This window comes from Halorarum sp. SLYT50, from assembly GCF_059821265.1.
Window position 1 is genome coordinate 351,599 of record NZ_CM187555.1, and the last position, 14,258, is coordinate 365,856.

The following is a 14,258-nucleotide window of genomic DNA, read 5'->3' on the forward strand; positions in this document are numbered from 1 at the left end:
GCGAACAGCGCGCCCGGTATCATCTGTCCGCTCCCGGTTCCGACGAGGCCGAGCGCGAGCGGGCGTGTCGGTAGACGCCTTCGAAGACGGCGAGTCCGAACAGCAGAAGCGCGATACTCCAGACCGCGACGACCGGGGCGACGTGACTCCCGACGAAGGCGCCGACACCGACGAACACCGCCGTCGCGAGTCGGGCCAGGAACAGGTGGTGGTGGAGCGGAGTCGGCATCACCCGGTGAGTGACGCTGCTCCCGAGGAGGAAGGCGGCGATGCCGCTGGCGAGCACCACCCGAGCGATGGGTTCCATCTCGTGACCGGCGATCGAAGCTTCGATCGCTGCTTCGATGCCGACGCCCGTGGCGCCGATACCGGTGAAGACGAAGAAGTGCCCGAAGACGTAGACCAACATCCGTTCTCGCATCCGTATCCAGTGGACCTCGATTCCCCCGAGGACCCGGTCGATGGTCCGCTCGTCGAAGTTGTTGAAGTAGAGCCACCACACCGACACGGCGGCCGAGAACCCACCGAGAGCGGTCAGTCCCGACCGGAGGATCCAGTCGGCGCCCTCCGCCCCGGCGGCGACCGCGAGGATGGTCTCGCCGAGGACGAGTATCGTGAACAGTCCGAGTCGCTCGGGGAAGTGGGACGACTGAACCGGTACCTTGTCGAAGACCAGGTAGACGATGCCGATGCCAGCCAGTTCCAAGAGGAACGCCGATATCCAGAGTCCGTACCGACTCGGGACGGAGTAGAACAGCGACAACGCCCACGTGACGGTCGACAGGGAGCTGAACGTGACCCAGTACCTGAAGAACTTGTCCGACCCGGACACGAGGTACCAGCCTCGTACCGTGAGGCCGATGTAGAGCAGGCGCAAGAAGAGGAACGCGGCCGCGAACCCAAACGACCCGCCGTGGAGGGCGTCCCGGATCGTCTGGGACATGATAATGACGCCGAACATCACGACGATGAGCGCCACCTGCGAGAAGAGGTCGTTCGTCTCGAAGACGTCGGCGTAGTAGCTGAACCCGACCCACGCCCACCAGACGAGGATGAACAGGCTCACGTACTCGAGGAGCGCCCCGAGCGACAACCCCTCGCGGAGCAACGCCCCGAGTTCGGCGACGGCGACGATGAACACGAGGTCGAAGAACAACTCCAGCCACGTCGCGTGTCGCGGCACACCTCCTTGCTCTGCGTACACCGACACCGGCCGTCGTAGCGAGGCCAGAAACGAGTGGGCGAACGAACTCATCGCCGGTCACGCCGCCGTATCCGGCTCCGAAACACCAGCCCGCCTCTGTGCGTGTTCGCTGCCGCAGTCATCATGAGCGGTTCGTCAGTATACGAGTCGGTCGGCTTATACTTCACTCCTAGTCTGCCGGGAGACGAAGTCCCACCGGCGCCGAGGACGACTCCCATTCGACACGCCAGCCCGTCTGGAAACCCACGGCGATTACGGGAAGACGGCCGCGGCGGCACGGCCGTCACAGGGGCGGTTACGGCGTGGAGTTCGACGCCTCGCCTACCACCGACGCTCCTATCCCTGAGCGACCCCCGTGTCCGTGCATGCCCCGTCTCGTTCAGACCGTCGCGTTCTTCCTCCTCCTCGGAGCCGTACTCCTCGTCGGAGCCCCCCGCCCGACCGAGGCCGACCGTCTCAGCGCCCTGCTCGCCGGGTCCGCCGTGTCGGTCACGCTGGCGTACGTCGTCCCCTGGGCCTACACGCTGGACGCCGAGCCGCACCCCGCTCCGACGGAGTAGCGCTCTCGGGTCGGCGCGAACGATCGGAGGCTCCGAGTGAAGGGGATGCACGCCCGCGCTCACCAGTCCTCACCCCTCTCTGGGTCGGAGTCGAAACGAGGGGCGAGCCGTCCCAGCGAACCGGAGGCGCCTGACCCGCGGTCCGACGTCGCCCTCTCGTACCGGTCGCGAACGACGAGCGGACCCCTCGCCGTGGCGGAGTTCCCGCCCCGCCTTACGGCCCCAGGTACCCCCACGCCAGTAGCCTGTCGCCGTCGTTCTCTATCCACCGCTCGCCGATGTCGTCGCGGTAGTAGAGGTTCGGGATGAGGACGTTCTCGACGCGGTCGTACACCTGTTCCTGTGCGTCCCGCATCGTCTCGCCTTTGCCCGTGGCGACGAGGACGATGCCCGACTCCCCCGCGACCCGCCACTGCCCGTCGATTCGCTTCGTGTCCTCGATGTGGATTCCCTCCCTGTCGTCGGTATCGAAGACGATGGCCGCGTTTCGGGAGTTCTCGTCGAACGTCTTCTCGTCGTCGAACGGGAACGGGGGAACGCAGATGCGGACCGCTATCTGGTACCCCTGGTGGACGTCGATATCGAAGTCCTCGCCGTTCGCGAGCCGGTAGAAGAATTCACCCGTGGGTGTATTCATGGCCTCTTCTTGTAGTACAATTGTCGGATATCCGAACCGCGGGGTGAACTCCAGCGGGTAGATTCCCTCGCCGTTCACGATGCAGTTGAGGTCGATGCTCCCGACGTACCCTTCGTCGGCAAGCCAGTCCTCCAGCCTCCCGAGCGTCTGCTCGAACAGTTGATTCTGTCCGGCCCAGAACATGCTCGTCCCCATCTCACCCGTCGCCGGGCCGATGTTTCCGGGGAAGAGCTTCTTGTGCTCGAAGTTGAAGTTGATGGGATCGAGGAACGTCTCCCCGTTGAAGAAGCCACAGACCGCCACCTCGACGCCGGAGACGCGGCGCTGGAGCTGGAACCCCTTCATCCGCTCGCCCCACGCCTTCTTGTACGCCCGGAGGACGTCGACGACGTCGCTCCCGTCGTCCTCCTGACCGACGTACAGCAGTCGCTTGACGTTCTGTACCTCCCCGAGTGGCTTGATGACGTAGGGACTCGGGTTGTCGCGGACGAACTCGATTGCCTCGTCGAAGTCGGAGAACTCCCGGTGCTCCAGGACCTCCACCCCGTGAGCCTCCAGCACCTCCATCGCGTACCCCCGGTCGTCCTCCAGTTCGTCCGTGTTTGGGGTCCCGCCGACCACCGCGTGCCCCTCCGCCCGGAGTTCGCGGGCGAGTCCGCCGGTCCCGACGTCGCTCCCGACCCAGATGTCGTCGAACACGACGACGTCGGCCCAGTCGAGTTCGGCCCGCCAGTCGTCGGTCTTGGGGACGAACCCGTCGGTGATCTCCCGGTCGGCCTCGGCCTCGATGTAGTACTTGACGTCGTGGCCCTCCTTCACCACCTGCCACGCGACGTCGCCGACGAGGGCCGCGTCGAGCGAGAGGAACAGGAAGTTCTTGGCGTCCATGGTTCCTCCACTCCCGCGCGTCGCACATAAATCGGCAACCTCCCGAGAGGCCGTCTCCGAGACGACGCCGGGGGAGGCGTCCACGGGGGGTTACGAACCGAAACACTTGACTGACTGGCCAGTCAGCTTTTGACAACGACGGCCACCGGCCGGCCGGTTCACCAGATGAGTCAGGAGCACGACGCCGAGACGGAGTTCATGGATGCGACGTACTGTGCGCTCTGCGCGCACGGGTACGCCGACCTCACCATGCAGGACATCGCCGACGAGACGGACAAGAGCAAGGCGGCCCTCCACTACCACTTCGAGGGGAAACGGGACCTCCTGCTCCGGTTCCTCGACCACCTCAACGACGACTTCCTCGAGCGGACGGCCGACCCGGCCGGTGACACGCCGGCAGAGCGACTCGTCGCCCTCCTCGGAACGATACTCTCGACGCCGGACGACGGCGCGGACCAGCAGTTCACGACGGCGCTGATGGAGATCAAAGCGCAGGCGCCGTACCGCGACGGTTACCGCGACCGGCTTCGCCGTGTCGACGACCACGTGCGCGAGCAGGTCCGTGACCTCGTCGCGGCCGGCGTCGACGACGGACAGTTCGCGCCCGACACCGACCCCGACGAGGTGGCGGGGCACGTCGTCACGTACGTTCAGGGGACGTGGACTCGGTCCGCGGCCGTCGGGTCGGACGTCGACGCCATGCGCGAGTTGCTCGTCCGCTACGTCGACTCGCTGCTCGCGGCCGACGCGAGCGTCTCGTTCGTGGACGGAGACGACGACGGGGAGGACTCCGCGTGAGCGTCCGCGAACGGCTGTCGTCGGTGTTCAAGGGACGCGACGAGTTCGACCTCACGTCGGGAGGCATCGGCAAGCCGCTATTCTACCTCTCGCTCCCCATCGTCATCACCAACCTGCTCCAGACGGCGTACAACCTGGCCGACACGTTCTGGCTCGGTCAGTTCTCCACGGAGGCGCTGGCGGCCATCTCGTTCGCGTTCCCGATGGTGTTCCTCCTGATCGCGCTCGGGATGGGTATCAGCGTCGCGGGGAGCGTCCTCGTCGCCCAGCACACCGGCGCGAACGAGCCGGCGCAAGCGGAGTACGCCGCCTCCCAGACGGTGACGTTCGGCATCGGCGCGGCGGCCGTCCTCGGTGCCGTCGGGGTGGCGGTCGTCGGCGACTTCCTCGGCTTGCTCGGGGCGTCGCCGGACGTGTTGCCGCTCGCGACCGACTACATGCGCGTCATCTCCGGGGGACTGCCGTTCATGTTCGGCTTCTTCGTGTTCATCGCGCTGATGCGCGGGTACGGCGACACGATCACGCCGATGCTCGTGATGTTGGGGACGGTCGTGCTCAACATCGTCATCGACCCGCTGCTCATCTTCGGCTTCGACGCCAACCCGCTGTTCGGCATGCTCGGCCTGCGGGAGGTCGAATCGAGCCTCCTCGCGGCCACCGGTTACACCGGGTCGGGGATGGCCGGCGCGGCGTACGCGACGGTGTTCTCGCGCGCCGTCGCGCTCGTGGTCGGCCTCGCCATCATGTTCCGCGGGACGCGCGGCGTCGAGATCCACCTCTCGGAGATGGCGCCCGACTTCTCGTACGCGCGGAAGATCGTCGCCATCGGCGTTCCCGCGTCCATCGAGGGAACGGGCCGTGCACTGTCGGTGAACCTGATGCTCGTCATCGTCGGCCTGTTCCCGACGGCCGTCGTCGCCGGCTACGGCATCGGCGTCCGGGTGTTCTCGGTCATCTTCCTCCCGGCCATCGCCGTCGCCCGCGGGGTCGAGACCATGACCGGCCAGAACATCGGGGCCGAAGAGCCCGACCGGGCCGCGGAGGCGGCGCGGGTGGCCGCGAAGTGGATGTTCGTCATCCTCGCCGGCGCGGGCGTCGTGGTCTGGCTGGCGGCCGCGCCCATCGCGAACGTGTTCACCGACGACCCGCAGGTCATCGCCGTCACCCGCGACTTCCTCCGCTGGGTCGCCCCCTCGTTCGGGTTCATCGGCGTGATGCGCGCGTACACCGGGAGCTTCCGCGGCGCGGGCAAGACGCTCACGGCCGCGGTCATCGCCATCACGATGCTCGGGTTCATCCGGCTGCCGATAGCGTACTTCGCCGTCCGGCCGCCGGCGTTCCTCGACGTCGCGTCGTTCGGGTCGACCAGCATCTGGCTCTCGTTCGCCGTCTCGAACGCCGCCGGCGCGCTCATCGCGTACGCGTGGTACCAGCGGGGGACGTGGCGCGACGCGGACCCGCGCGGGGCCCCGACGCTCGACGACGACGGGGAACCCGGCACCGCCCCGGCCGCGGACGACGACTGAACGGGGCGGAGACGCCTCGCTCTGTGACCGGTCGAGAACCGGCGCGGGTGTGCGCGACGCGAACCCGACCTCGTCGCCCTCGTGTGCGCGACGCCCAGACGGCGAGCACTCCCTCCGCGAGGAGCGCGCTCGCGAGGTTCGCCGACGACCGACGCGCGGCCGTCGGTCCCGACCGCAGAACTCGGCGCCGTGACCGACCCCGAAGACCGCACGCGGTACGCCGCCGGGACGACCCGGGTGGCCGAGCGCTGCGACTCGGACGGCGACGTCCGAGCCGCCGCGCGGCCGGGAACAGAGCCCCGGTACCCCACGGTACCGGCAACCCCCTGGGGGGATGGACCACGGTTTTGCCCCTCTACACGTATGGATACACCATGCTTCACGCCGAGGGTCCGCTGTTGACCGTCGACCTCTCGGAGCGCACCGTCGAGGAGACGGACGTCTCCGACGTACTGTCCGAGTTCATCGGTGGGCGAGCGGCGGCGACCGCGCTCGCGCACGACCGCATCCCGTTCGACGCCGACCCGTTCGGCCCGGAGAACCGAGCGTACCTCTCGACGGGACCGATGCAGATGTCGCAGATGAGCTTCACCGGTCGGATGAACATGACGGGCCTCTCGCCGCTCACCGACGGCCTCGTCTCTACGAACGCCGGGGGGTACCTCTCGCGCAACTTCGCCGACACGGGCTACTCCGTCGTCGAGTTCGTCGGTGCGAGCGACGACCTGCTCGCGGTCCACGTCACCGACGAGGGAGTCACGTTCGAGGAGGTGCCCGAACTCGAGGGGGCGACGGTGTCGGAGACGTCCGAGTACGTGGCCGCCGAACACGACCTGGGCGCGGAGCACTGCATCACCGTCGGCCCGGCGGGGGAGAACCTCGTCCGCTTCGCGTCGGTGATGACGTTCGACTCGCGCGCGTTCGGCCGCGGCGGACTCGGCGCCGTGCTCGGCTCGAAGAACGTCAAGTGCGTCACGTTCGAGGGCGACTCCCGGCCGGACATCGAGGTGTCGAACCCGCCGGCGATGGACGTCCACCGCGAGGCGGCGACGAGCGACGACCAGATGAAGCGGCAGGGGACGACCGGCGGGACGGAGTTCATCAACGACAACTTCGCGCTCCCGACGCGTTACTTCGACGAGTACGAGTTCGAGTCGGCCGACGGCATCGGCGGCGACGCCGTCGAGTCGAAGAAGTACAAGAAGGGCGCCTGCTCGCAGTGCGCGTACGCCTGCAAACTGCCCACGCGCGACGAGGAGACGGGCGTCGAGACGGAGGGGCCCGAGTTCGAGACGGTGTACGCGTTCGGCTCGTGCCAGGGCGTCGGCGACATCGTGGAGGTGATGAAGGCGAACGAACTCTGCGACGAGTTGGGGATGGACACCATCTCGGCGGGCGTCACCGTCGCCGCCTACCTCAAGAGCGAGGACGCGTTCGGCGACGCCGACCTCGCACAGGAAGTGACCGAGAAGATCGCCCGCCGCGAGGGGGTCGGCGACCTGCTCGCGGAGGGCGTCGCCCGAGCGCACGAGGACCTCGGAGTGAACGACTACACGGTCAAGGGGATGGAGTTCGCCGCACACGACGGGCGCGTCCTCCACGGACAGGGGCTCTCGTACGCGGTGGCGAACCGCGGCGCGGACCACATGTACGGCGGCATGCTGGGCCTGGAGTACTCGGGCGAACTCGACCCCGAGGGGACGCTGGGCAAGGCCGAGCGTCTCGTCCACGAGGAGAACCGCAACGTCATCCGCGACTCCGGTGTTGTCTGCGCGTTCGCGGGCGACTACGTCACCGACGACCGCCTCGCGACACTACTGGAGACGGAGTACGAACACCTGCTCGAAATCGGCGCGCGCGTCGTCGCGCGCGAGCGACACTTCAACAACCGGCGCGGCACCGCGGCCGACGCCGACGGCCTGCCGTACGACGAGGAGGTGCCGGACCTCGACGCGGCGATTCAGGAGTACTACGAGGCGCGCGGCTGGAACGACGACGGGACGGTGCCCGAGGGGAGCCTCGACGCCGTCGACGACAGCGCGGTCGGAGTCCAGGCCGTCTCGGGCGACTGACCGGTCCGCCTACCCGCCGTACACCGACGGAACGAGTCGAATCACGTCGCCCTCGGCCAGTACGGTGTCGAGACCGTCGAGGTGCCGCACGTCGCGTTTCTCCTTCGTCACGACCGTCGACCCGGCGGTCCCGTCGCCGTTCTCGGCGACGAGTCGCCCGGCGAGCGACGGATGCGCGTCCTCCAGTTCCGCGAGGAGTTCACCGACGGTTCCGGCGTCTGTCTCTCGCACGACGACCGACTCGCCGGTGTCGTCCCGGAACGGGCCGAAGAATCGACACTCCACCTGCACACTCGAAACGAAGCGGGCGGTCGTCTTGTAGCCGACGGTTCCTCACGACGCCCGCGGCGACGGGCGCTCCGGAGCGGCTTTACCCGTCGACCCGCAACGGCCGCCGATGAGCGACGACCCGACCGACACCGACGACGCGGGCGGCGAGCGTGTCGAGCGACGGGAGCCTGGTGGGGGGGACGGCGCCGACGAGGGGGACACGTTCGGCGTCGGCATCGAGGTCACCGAGGCGGAGTTCCGCTTCGTCGTCCACGTCCCCTCGGCCATCGACTCGGAGTGGCGCGACCCCGAGTCGTTCCAGCGGCGCATCGAGGCGGCGACGTGGGACGTCCTCGACAAGCGAGAGACGCTGCGCGCCGTCGGCGCGCGGGCGTCCGAGGGTGACACCGTCACGCTCGGGACGGTCACGATGCGCCCCGACGGGACCGTCCTCGGCCACTCGCTGTCCGTGCCGGGGGAGTCGGACGCGCGGCCGTAGCCGTCGACTCGCGAGACCGCGGGGTACTCCCGGTCAACGTCCCTTCACGGCGACTCGGTCACCCTCCGGCCGCTAAAATCGGAGGACGTCGAGTTCGTCCAGCGGTGTCTGTGCGTCGCGCGCAGGAGCGCGTGGCGTCAGTCGGTGAGCGTGTCCAGCGCGTCGCCGATGGCGGCGACGCGTTCGGGGTCGTAGCCGGTCAGGTCGTAGCGGTTCGCGGCGACGGTCTCCCCCCACACGCCGAGTGCGCCGAGTTTGACGAACGCCTGGAGCGCCGCGCCGAGCGTCCGGGTCGTGGTGTCTGGGTCGGGGATTGCGGCGTGAATCTGCCTCGCCTGCGGGTACGTCATCCCCACGGCCTCCAGCCCACGGCGCGCCTCTCGCCAGTGGCGCCGGAGGTACCCGAAGTTCGTCGGGTCCGTCCGGCGCAGGTGCGCGAGGGCCGCGGTAGCGAGGCGTCGCTCGGTCTCCCCGTCGACCGGCCGGAACAGGCGCCAGAGCGTCGCGGCGTCGGCGTCGGCGTCGGGGACGCCGAGGTGGAGCGCCACGCCCGCGTCGGCCGCCGTCCCCGCGAGGCCTGTCAGTCGGTCCCCGAGGTCCGCGCCGTCGAACACGCTGGGGTCGTCGACGACGAGCGACCCGTGCGCGCCGTCCGCGTCGGCGAGCGCCGCTTCGAGCAACTCGGCGAACCCCGCTCCCAGCGGCCGTTCGACGACGGTGACGTACACGTCGCTGCCGAGCCGTCGCGTCCGCGGTCCGGAGGCGGTGCCGGCCGCGCTCCGGACGGTGTCGTCGACGGCGACGAAGTGTCGGTGTCCCGGCGGTACGCCGGCGGCCTCCAGCCGACGGTGCCACTCGTCGACGGTTTCGCGCGCGAGCACCGCAACGTGGTGTCCTCCCTCCCCGGTCGCGGCGGCCGCGAGCGACGACGGCGCGGCGTGAACGGTGCCGGACGCGGTCGGTCGCTCGCTCTCCGTGTACCCCTCTGACGCCATACTCGGCTTTTGTATGTATCTAAGAGGTCATAAAATTATGGGTAACTTCTAACCACTCCCGAGAGCGACGCCGCTTTCACCGTGAGGCCGCTACCGGCGGACGATGGACGGGCGCGAGTGCGACGCGCACGCCGGGGCGGCGGTAGCGGCCGTTCAGGACGCCGCCGTCGAACACGCCCTGACCGCGGGTGACTCCCGACGCGCACTGGCGCTGGCCGGTGCGCTCGAACCCCTGCGTCGGGACGCGGCGGGCAAATCGTCCGACCCCGACCCGGTCGCCACGACGCTACTGACCGCGGTGGCAGCGTGGCTCGGCCTCCGGGAAGGACCGGGGTTCGGCCCGAACGGACCGGTGGCGCCGCCGGAACCGCCCGGTCCGGGAACGGAGCACGCGGGCGGGCACGACCCCGCGGTCGTCGGGGCGGCGCTGGCGTGCGAACGGTTCGACGTCGCCGTCGCGCGAGCGGCGTCGCTGGCCGCGTGCCGGCCCGGAGCGGTCGCGCTCCGGGTCGACGCCCGGGAAAGTCGCCCGGTTCGGTGAGGAACCGACCGCGAGCGACGACGGAGACACCCGTCTTTATAAACCCTCGGTTTATAAACAACGGACGAGGAACGACGACGCATGACGGACCCGGCAGACTCAATCGAGATTCAGAACGTGGTCGCATCGACGGGGATCGGGCAGGAACTCGACCTCGAAGCGCTGGCGGAGGACCTCCCGGGTGCGGATTTCAACCCGGACAACTTCCCCGGCCTCGTGTACCGAACGCAGGAGCCGAAGGCGGCGGCACTCATCTTCCGTTCGGGGAAGATCGTCTGCACGGGTGCGAAGAGCATCGCCGACGTTCACGACGCGCTCGGCATCATCTTCGAGAAGCTCCGGGGCCTCTCCATCCCCGTCGAGGAGGACCCCGACATCACCGTCCAGAACATCGTCTCGTCGGCCGACCTGGGCCACCAGCTCAACCTCAACGCGCTGGCGATCGGGCTGGGACTGGAGGACGTGGAGTACGAGCCCGAGCAGTTCCCCGGGTTGGTCTACCGGATGGACGAACCCGACGTGGTCATCCTCCTGTTCGGCTCCGGGAAGATCGTCATCACGGGCGGGAAGCGGACCGACGACGCCGAGGAGGCGGTCGAGGAGATCGTCGAGCGCATCGAGGCGCTCGGCCTGCTCGGCTGAGCACACCGGGTCGGGAACCTCGAGGCGGTCGCAGAGCCGGCGAATTGGGGGAAACACGTTTATAGGGTCACACCTTACCACGGGACATAGTGGCTTCCCGACAGGGCAGCCCCGACACCGACCGGGTGTCGGAGCACAACAGCCGTGGCGTGTCGTCACCGAACGCCCCCGTCCGGACCCGGTCCCCGGATTCTCCGACGGGCGCGACTCGCGACATCTCCTCCGCGCCCCCGCGCGACCCGACGCTGTACGCGCAGACGGACCACTTCCGGGAACGTCTCAGACAGCAGGGCCGGTACGTCTCGCTGCCCGTCGCCGGCGAGGCCATCGAGCGCGGACAGCTTCGGTGGAACACCACCGACGGCTGGCGATTCGCGCTCGTGCGCGACGGCGTCCGCTACGTCATCGTCGTCGGCGACACGGACACGCCCTCGCCGGTGCTCGTCACCGGGTGGACCGAGATCGCCGACTGGGAGGCCGCGGTCGCGTCGGACCGGTGGACCGAGGCGGACGTGAACACCATCCAGCTCCGGGCCGACCTCTCGGCGCACAAGGAGCGCCAGATTCCCGGCCGCATCCGCCCGCGCGTGGTGACGCGCGCGTTCGAAGTCGGCGGTCACCGGGTCCGGACGAACGCCGGCGACGGCTTCGTCGCGTGTGCCGACTGCGGCGGCCGCTATCGCTCGAAGCGCGCGCTGTGTGAGAGCCACTGCGACTGAACGCGGCGGCACCGAGGGAGAGGAAGGGGTGGCCGGCCCACCGAACCCGTCGGGCGCTCCCGCCTACCGCTCCGTTCGTCCCCTGACCGGTCCGGTGCGAACCGTCTCCTCGCCGACGACGAGCACGCCCCACCAGTCCGCCACGGACCCGTCGAACATGTGCTCCGGGACGAGCGGTGCGGCGACGGGAGCGAACCCGCCCTCGCGCATCGCCTTCACGCCGACGTACCGCGAGACCGGCCGCCCGAGGAAGTCGCGCACCCGAATCTGCTTGTCCTCGTCGCGCTCGTAGGCGAACGGGAACGACTCCCGCGGCGGGCAGTCCAACTCGTCTACTCCGCCGAGAACCGTCAGCGTCTCCTCGCCGGCCCGGAGTTCGAGTCGCTTTCCGTCCGACCCGAGCCGACCCTCGTGGCCCGTCCCGGCACAGGGCACCTCGCGCCACTCCACGTCGTCGCCCGCCGGGACGGCGGCGTACCCGCCCTCGGCGAGGCGGACGCGGTCGGGACCCTCGAAGAACGTCCGGCAGCCGTCGGCGTCCTCCTCCCTGACGCCGACCGGCGGCGTGAGTAGGTCCGCGACCGCTTCGGCCGTCTCGGCGTCCCGTACTACGAACAGCGTGGCGCGCTCGCGCCCCCGGTTGGTCCAGACGCGCGAGAGCACCGTCGTCGGGTCGGCCGTCGAGAGCGGGTCGAGCGCCAGCGGCCGAGCGGGACCGAACGGCGGGCGCGCGTCGGCCGTCGGCGCGGCGAGCCCCGGCGGGTCTGCGCCGCTGTCGGGGTACGTCACTTCGTACCCGCGTTCCCGGCAGTACGCCGCCCCCGTCCCGAGGAGGTCCGATTCCATCGGACGACCGTTCGGGTTCGGGGGTCAAGTCGGTTGCGCGACGAGCGGACCCCCGCGGCCCGGCTCTGTCGTCGGCCGGTGCCGCCCCCCGCGGGCGAACGCGACCCATTTACCGCCCGGGCGCGTAACCCGGCCGATGACAGACGACGCCGGCGTCGACGGGACCGACGCCGCCGAATCCGGGTCGACTGGGGACGGTGCGACCGACGACGGGAGAACCGAGGACGGGGCGGGCGGGACGGACGGGCGGGCGGACCTCACCATCGACGAGTTCTACGACGCCGTCGAGGCGGAGGAGCGCCCGGTGTTGACGGCGTCGCAGGTGGCTCGGCGGACGGGGCGCTCGCAGGCCGAGGCGGTCGACCAGCTCGCCGCGCTCGCGGGCGCGGGCGACGTGGAGCGCGTGGACGTGGAGACCGACCCGGTCGTGTTCTACCCCACCTCGTGGGGCGACCTGGCGGCGCGCGAGCGGGTGGTGTTCTTCCCGAACAGGCGTGAACTCGTCGTCGACCAGCCGACGCAGTTCACGCGCGCGCGCCTCTCGGAGTTCGCGCACCTCGTCGACTCCACCGGCACCGACCCCGGGACGCGCGGCTACCTCTACCGGGTCAGACAGGAGGACGTCTGGGGCGCGCCGTTCGAGGAACTGTCGGACCTGCTCGCGCGGATGCGCTCGGTGCTCCCGCGCCGGTCGCCCCACTTCGAGTCGTGGGTCGAAGACCAGTGGAAGCGCGCGAGACAGTTCACCCTCCGGACTCACGAGGACGGCTACGTCGTCCTGGAGGCCGACAGGGAAGAACTGATGGGGAACGTCGCGCGCCAGAAACTCGCGGACCACCACCTGCGTGCGGACCTCTCGGACACGTCGTCGTGGGTCAACGAGGACGAACTCGGCGCGATAAAACGCACCCTCTACGAGGCGGGCTACCCCGTGCGCGACGAGCGAGACCTGGAGTCGGGCGACCCGCTCGACGTGGAGATGCGCGTCGAGTTGCGAGCCTACCAGCGCGACTGGCGCGACCGGTTCATGGAGCGACAGGCGGGCGTGTTCGTCGGCCCGCCCGGGTCGGGAAAGACCGTCGCCGCCATCTCCGTGCTGGAGGCCGTGGGCGGGGAGACGCTCGTGCTCGTCCCGTCGCGGGAACTCGCGGCGCAGTGGCGCGCGGAACTGCTGCGCCACACTGACCTCGACGAGGAGCAGATCGGCGAGTACCACGGCGGGGAGAAGCGGATTCGACCGGTCACGGTCGCCACCTACCAGACGGCCGGGATGGACCGCCACCGCTCGCTGTTCGACTCCCGGGAGTGGGGCCTCATCGTGTACGACGAGGTCCAGCACATCCCCAGCGACGTGTTCCGGCGCTCGGCGGACCTCCAGACGCGACACCGGCTCGGCCTCTCGGCGACCCCGGTCCGCGAGGACGACCGCGAGGAGGAGATATTCACGCTCGTCGGCCCGCCAATCGGCACCGACTGGGGGGCGCTGTTCGACGCCGGGTTCGTCCAGGAGCCGGAGGTCGAGATACGGTACGTGCCGTGGCGGGACGACGAGGCACGGAACGAGTGGGCGAGCGCGGACCGCCGCGAGAAGCGGCAACTCGCCGCGTGTAACCCCGCGAAGGCGGAGGAGGTCCGCCGCCTGCGCGAGGAGTACCCCGACGCGAAGGCGCTGATATTCGCGGACTACCTCGACCAGGGACGAGCGCTAGAGGCCGCGCTCGGCGTGCCGTTCGTCTCGGGCGAGACGCGCCACCACGTCCGCCAGCGGCTGTTCGAGGAGTTCCGACAGGGCGAGCGGCGGACGCTCGTCGTCTCGCGCATCGCAGACGAGGGCATCGACCTGCCGAACGCCGAACTCGCGGTGGTCGCCTCCGGACTGGGCGGGAGCCGCCGGCAGGGCGCACAGCGCGCCGGACGGACGATGCGGCCCGCGGGGTCCGCGCTCGTGTACGTGCTCGCCACGCGGGGGACGAGCGAGGAGGACTTCGCACAGCGGCGGATGAACCACCTCGCGGAGAAGGGCGTCCGCGTCCGCGAACGGACCGTCGACTGAGACGGGCG

General features: G+C 69.6%; 15 protein-coding genes. 10 read left to right on the forward strand and 5 right to left on the reverse strand.

Annotation, left to right across the window (positions count from 1 at the left end):
* Nucleotides 1-19 precede the first annotated feature (19 nt).
* The gene (locus AC6RUA_RS01795; RefSeq protein ID WP_499814248.1) at nucleotides 20-1,255 is read right to left on the reverse strand and encodes a low temperature requirement protein A; all 1,236 of its coding nucleotides are present in this window, start codon (nucleotides 1,253-1,255) and stop codon (nucleotides 20-22) included.
* Nucleotides 1,256-1,569: 314 nt separating this feature from the next.
* Between AC6RUA_RS01795 and AC6RUA_RS01800 the strand changes: the two genes are divergently transcribed.
* The gene (locus tag AC6RUA_RS01800; protein WP_499814249.1) at nucleotides 1,570-1,764 is read left to right on the forward strand and encodes a hypothetical protein; all 195 of its coding nucleotides are present in this window, start codon (nucleotides 1,570-1,572) and stop codon (nucleotides 1,762-1,764) included.
* 214 nt (nucleotides 1,765-1,978) lie between these two features.
* Here the strand turns inward: AC6RUA_RS01800 and AC6RUA_RS01805 are convergent, their stop codons facing one another.
* Nucleotides 1,979-3,289 (reverse strand): phosphoribosylamine--glycine ligase, encoded by a 1,311-nt coding sequence (locus AC6RUA_RS01805; protein ID WP_499814250.1) that lies wholly within the window; start codon nucleotides 3,287-3,289, stop codon nucleotides 1,979-1,981.
* A 165-nt stretch (nucleotides 3,290-3,454) separates the two neighbouring features.
* Between AC6RUA_RS01805 and AC6RUA_RS01810 the strand changes: the two genes are divergently transcribed.
* The 4 genes from AC6RUA_RS01810 (at nucleotide 3,455) to AC6RUA_RS01825 (ending at nucleotide 7,685) form a co-directional block, all read left to right on the forward strand.
* Nucleotides 3,455-4,087, forward strand: coding sequence for a TetR/AcrR family transcriptional regulator (locus AC6RUA_RS01810; protein WP_499814251.1), 633 nt, complete (start codon nucleotides 3,455-3,457; stop codon nucleotides 4,085-4,087).
* Nucleotides 4,084-5,613, forward strand: coding sequence for an MATE family efflux transporter (locus AC6RUA_RS01815; RefSeq protein WP_499814252.1), 1,530 nt, complete (start codon nucleotides 4,084-4,086; stop codon nucleotides 5,611-5,613). The genes AC6RUA_RS01810 and AC6RUA_RS01815 overlap by 4 nt, the downstream gene beginning before the upstream one ends.
* 81 nt (nucleotides 5,614-5,694) lie before the next feature.
* Complete coding sequence (locus AC6RUA_RS01820) at nucleotides 5,695-6,015, forward strand: DUF7967 family protein (protein ID WP_499814253.1); 321 nt, start codon at nucleotides 5,695-5,697, stop codon at nucleotides 6,013-6,015.
* Nucleotides 5,988-7,685: an aldehyde ferredoxin oxidoreductase C-terminal domain-containing protein gene (locus AC6RUA_RS01825; RefSeq protein WP_499814254.1), complete on the forward strand. Its 1,698-nt coding sequence runs from the start codon at nucleotides 5,988-5,990 to the stop codon at nucleotides 7,683-7,685. The genes AC6RUA_RS01820 and AC6RUA_RS01825 overlap by 28 nt, the downstream gene beginning before the upstream one ends.
* A gap of 9 nt (nucleotides 7,686-7,694) precedes the next feature.
* On the opposite strand, the gene AC6RUA_RS01830 is transcribed toward AC6RUA_RS01825, so the two are convergent.
* Complete coding sequence (locus tag AC6RUA_RS01830) at nucleotides 7,695-7,976, reverse strand: MoaD/ThiS family protein (RefSeq protein WP_499814255.1); 282 nt, start codon at nucleotides 7,974-7,976, stop codon at nucleotides 7,695-7,697.
* 106 nt (nucleotides 7,977-8,082) lie between these two features.
* Here AC6RUA_RS01830 and AC6RUA_RS01835 point away from each other — a divergent pair, with 106 nt between their 5' ends.
* Nucleotides 8,083-8,454: a DUF8124 family protein gene (locus AC6RUA_RS01835; protein ID WP_499814256.1), complete on the forward strand. Its 372-nt coding sequence runs from the start codon at nucleotides 8,083-8,085 to the stop codon at nucleotides 8,452-8,454.
* A 137-nt stretch (nucleotides 8,455-8,591) separates the two neighbouring features.
* Here AC6RUA_RS01835 and AC6RUA_RS01840 read toward each other — a convergent pair whose 3' ends face one another.
* Nucleotides 8,592-9,449 carry a hypothetical protein gene (locus AC6RUA_RS01840; protein ID WP_499814257.1) on the reverse strand — a complete coding sequence of 286 codons (858 nt, stop codon included), beginning with the start codon at nucleotides 9,447-9,449 and terminating at the stop codon, nucleotides 8,592-8,594.
* A 103-nt stretch (nucleotides 9,450-9,552) separates the two neighbouring features.
* On the opposite strand from AC6RUA_RS01840, the gene AC6RUA_RS01845 reads away from it, so the two are divergent.
* The 3 genes from AC6RUA_RS01845 (at nucleotide 9,553) to AC6RUA_RS01855 (ending at nucleotide 11,351) form a co-directional block, all read left to right on the forward strand.
* Nucleotides 9,553-9,990, forward strand: a complete 438-nt coding sequence (locus AC6RUA_RS01845; protein WP_499814258.1) for a hypothetical protein — start codon at nucleotides 9,553-9,555, stop codon at nucleotides 9,988-9,990.
* 81 nt (nucleotides 9,991-10,071) lie between these two features.
* The gene (locus tag AC6RUA_RS01850; protein WP_499814259.1) at nucleotides 10,072-10,632 is read left to right on the forward strand and encodes a TATA-box-binding protein; all 561 of its coding nucleotides are present in this window, start codon (nucleotides 10,072-10,074) and stop codon (nucleotides 10,630-10,632) included.
* 89 nt (nucleotides 10,633-10,721) lie between these two features.
* Entirely contained in the window at nucleotides 10,722-11,351 is a 630-nt protein-coding gene (locus AC6RUA_RS01855; protein ID WP_499814260.1) for a hypothetical protein, read from the forward strand.
* A gap of 63 nt (nucleotides 11,352-11,414) precedes the next feature.
* Here the strand turns inward: AC6RUA_RS01855 and AC6RUA_RS01860 are convergent, their stop codons facing one another.
* Nucleotides 11,415-12,197, reverse strand: coding sequence for a hypothetical protein (locus AC6RUA_RS01860; RefSeq protein WP_499814261.1), 783 nt, complete (start codon nucleotides 12,195-12,197; stop codon nucleotides 11,415-11,417).
* Between the two features lie 136 nt (nucleotides 12,198-12,333).
* Here AC6RUA_RS01860 and AC6RUA_RS01865 point away from each other — a divergent pair, with 136 nt between their 5' ends.
* A complete protein-coding gene (locus AC6RUA_RS01865; RefSeq protein WP_499814262.1) occupies nucleotides 12,334-14,250 on the forward strand; it encodes a DEAD/DEAH box helicase in 1,917 nt (638 codons plus the stop codon).
* Nucleotides 14,251-14,258 lie beyond the last annotated feature (8 nt).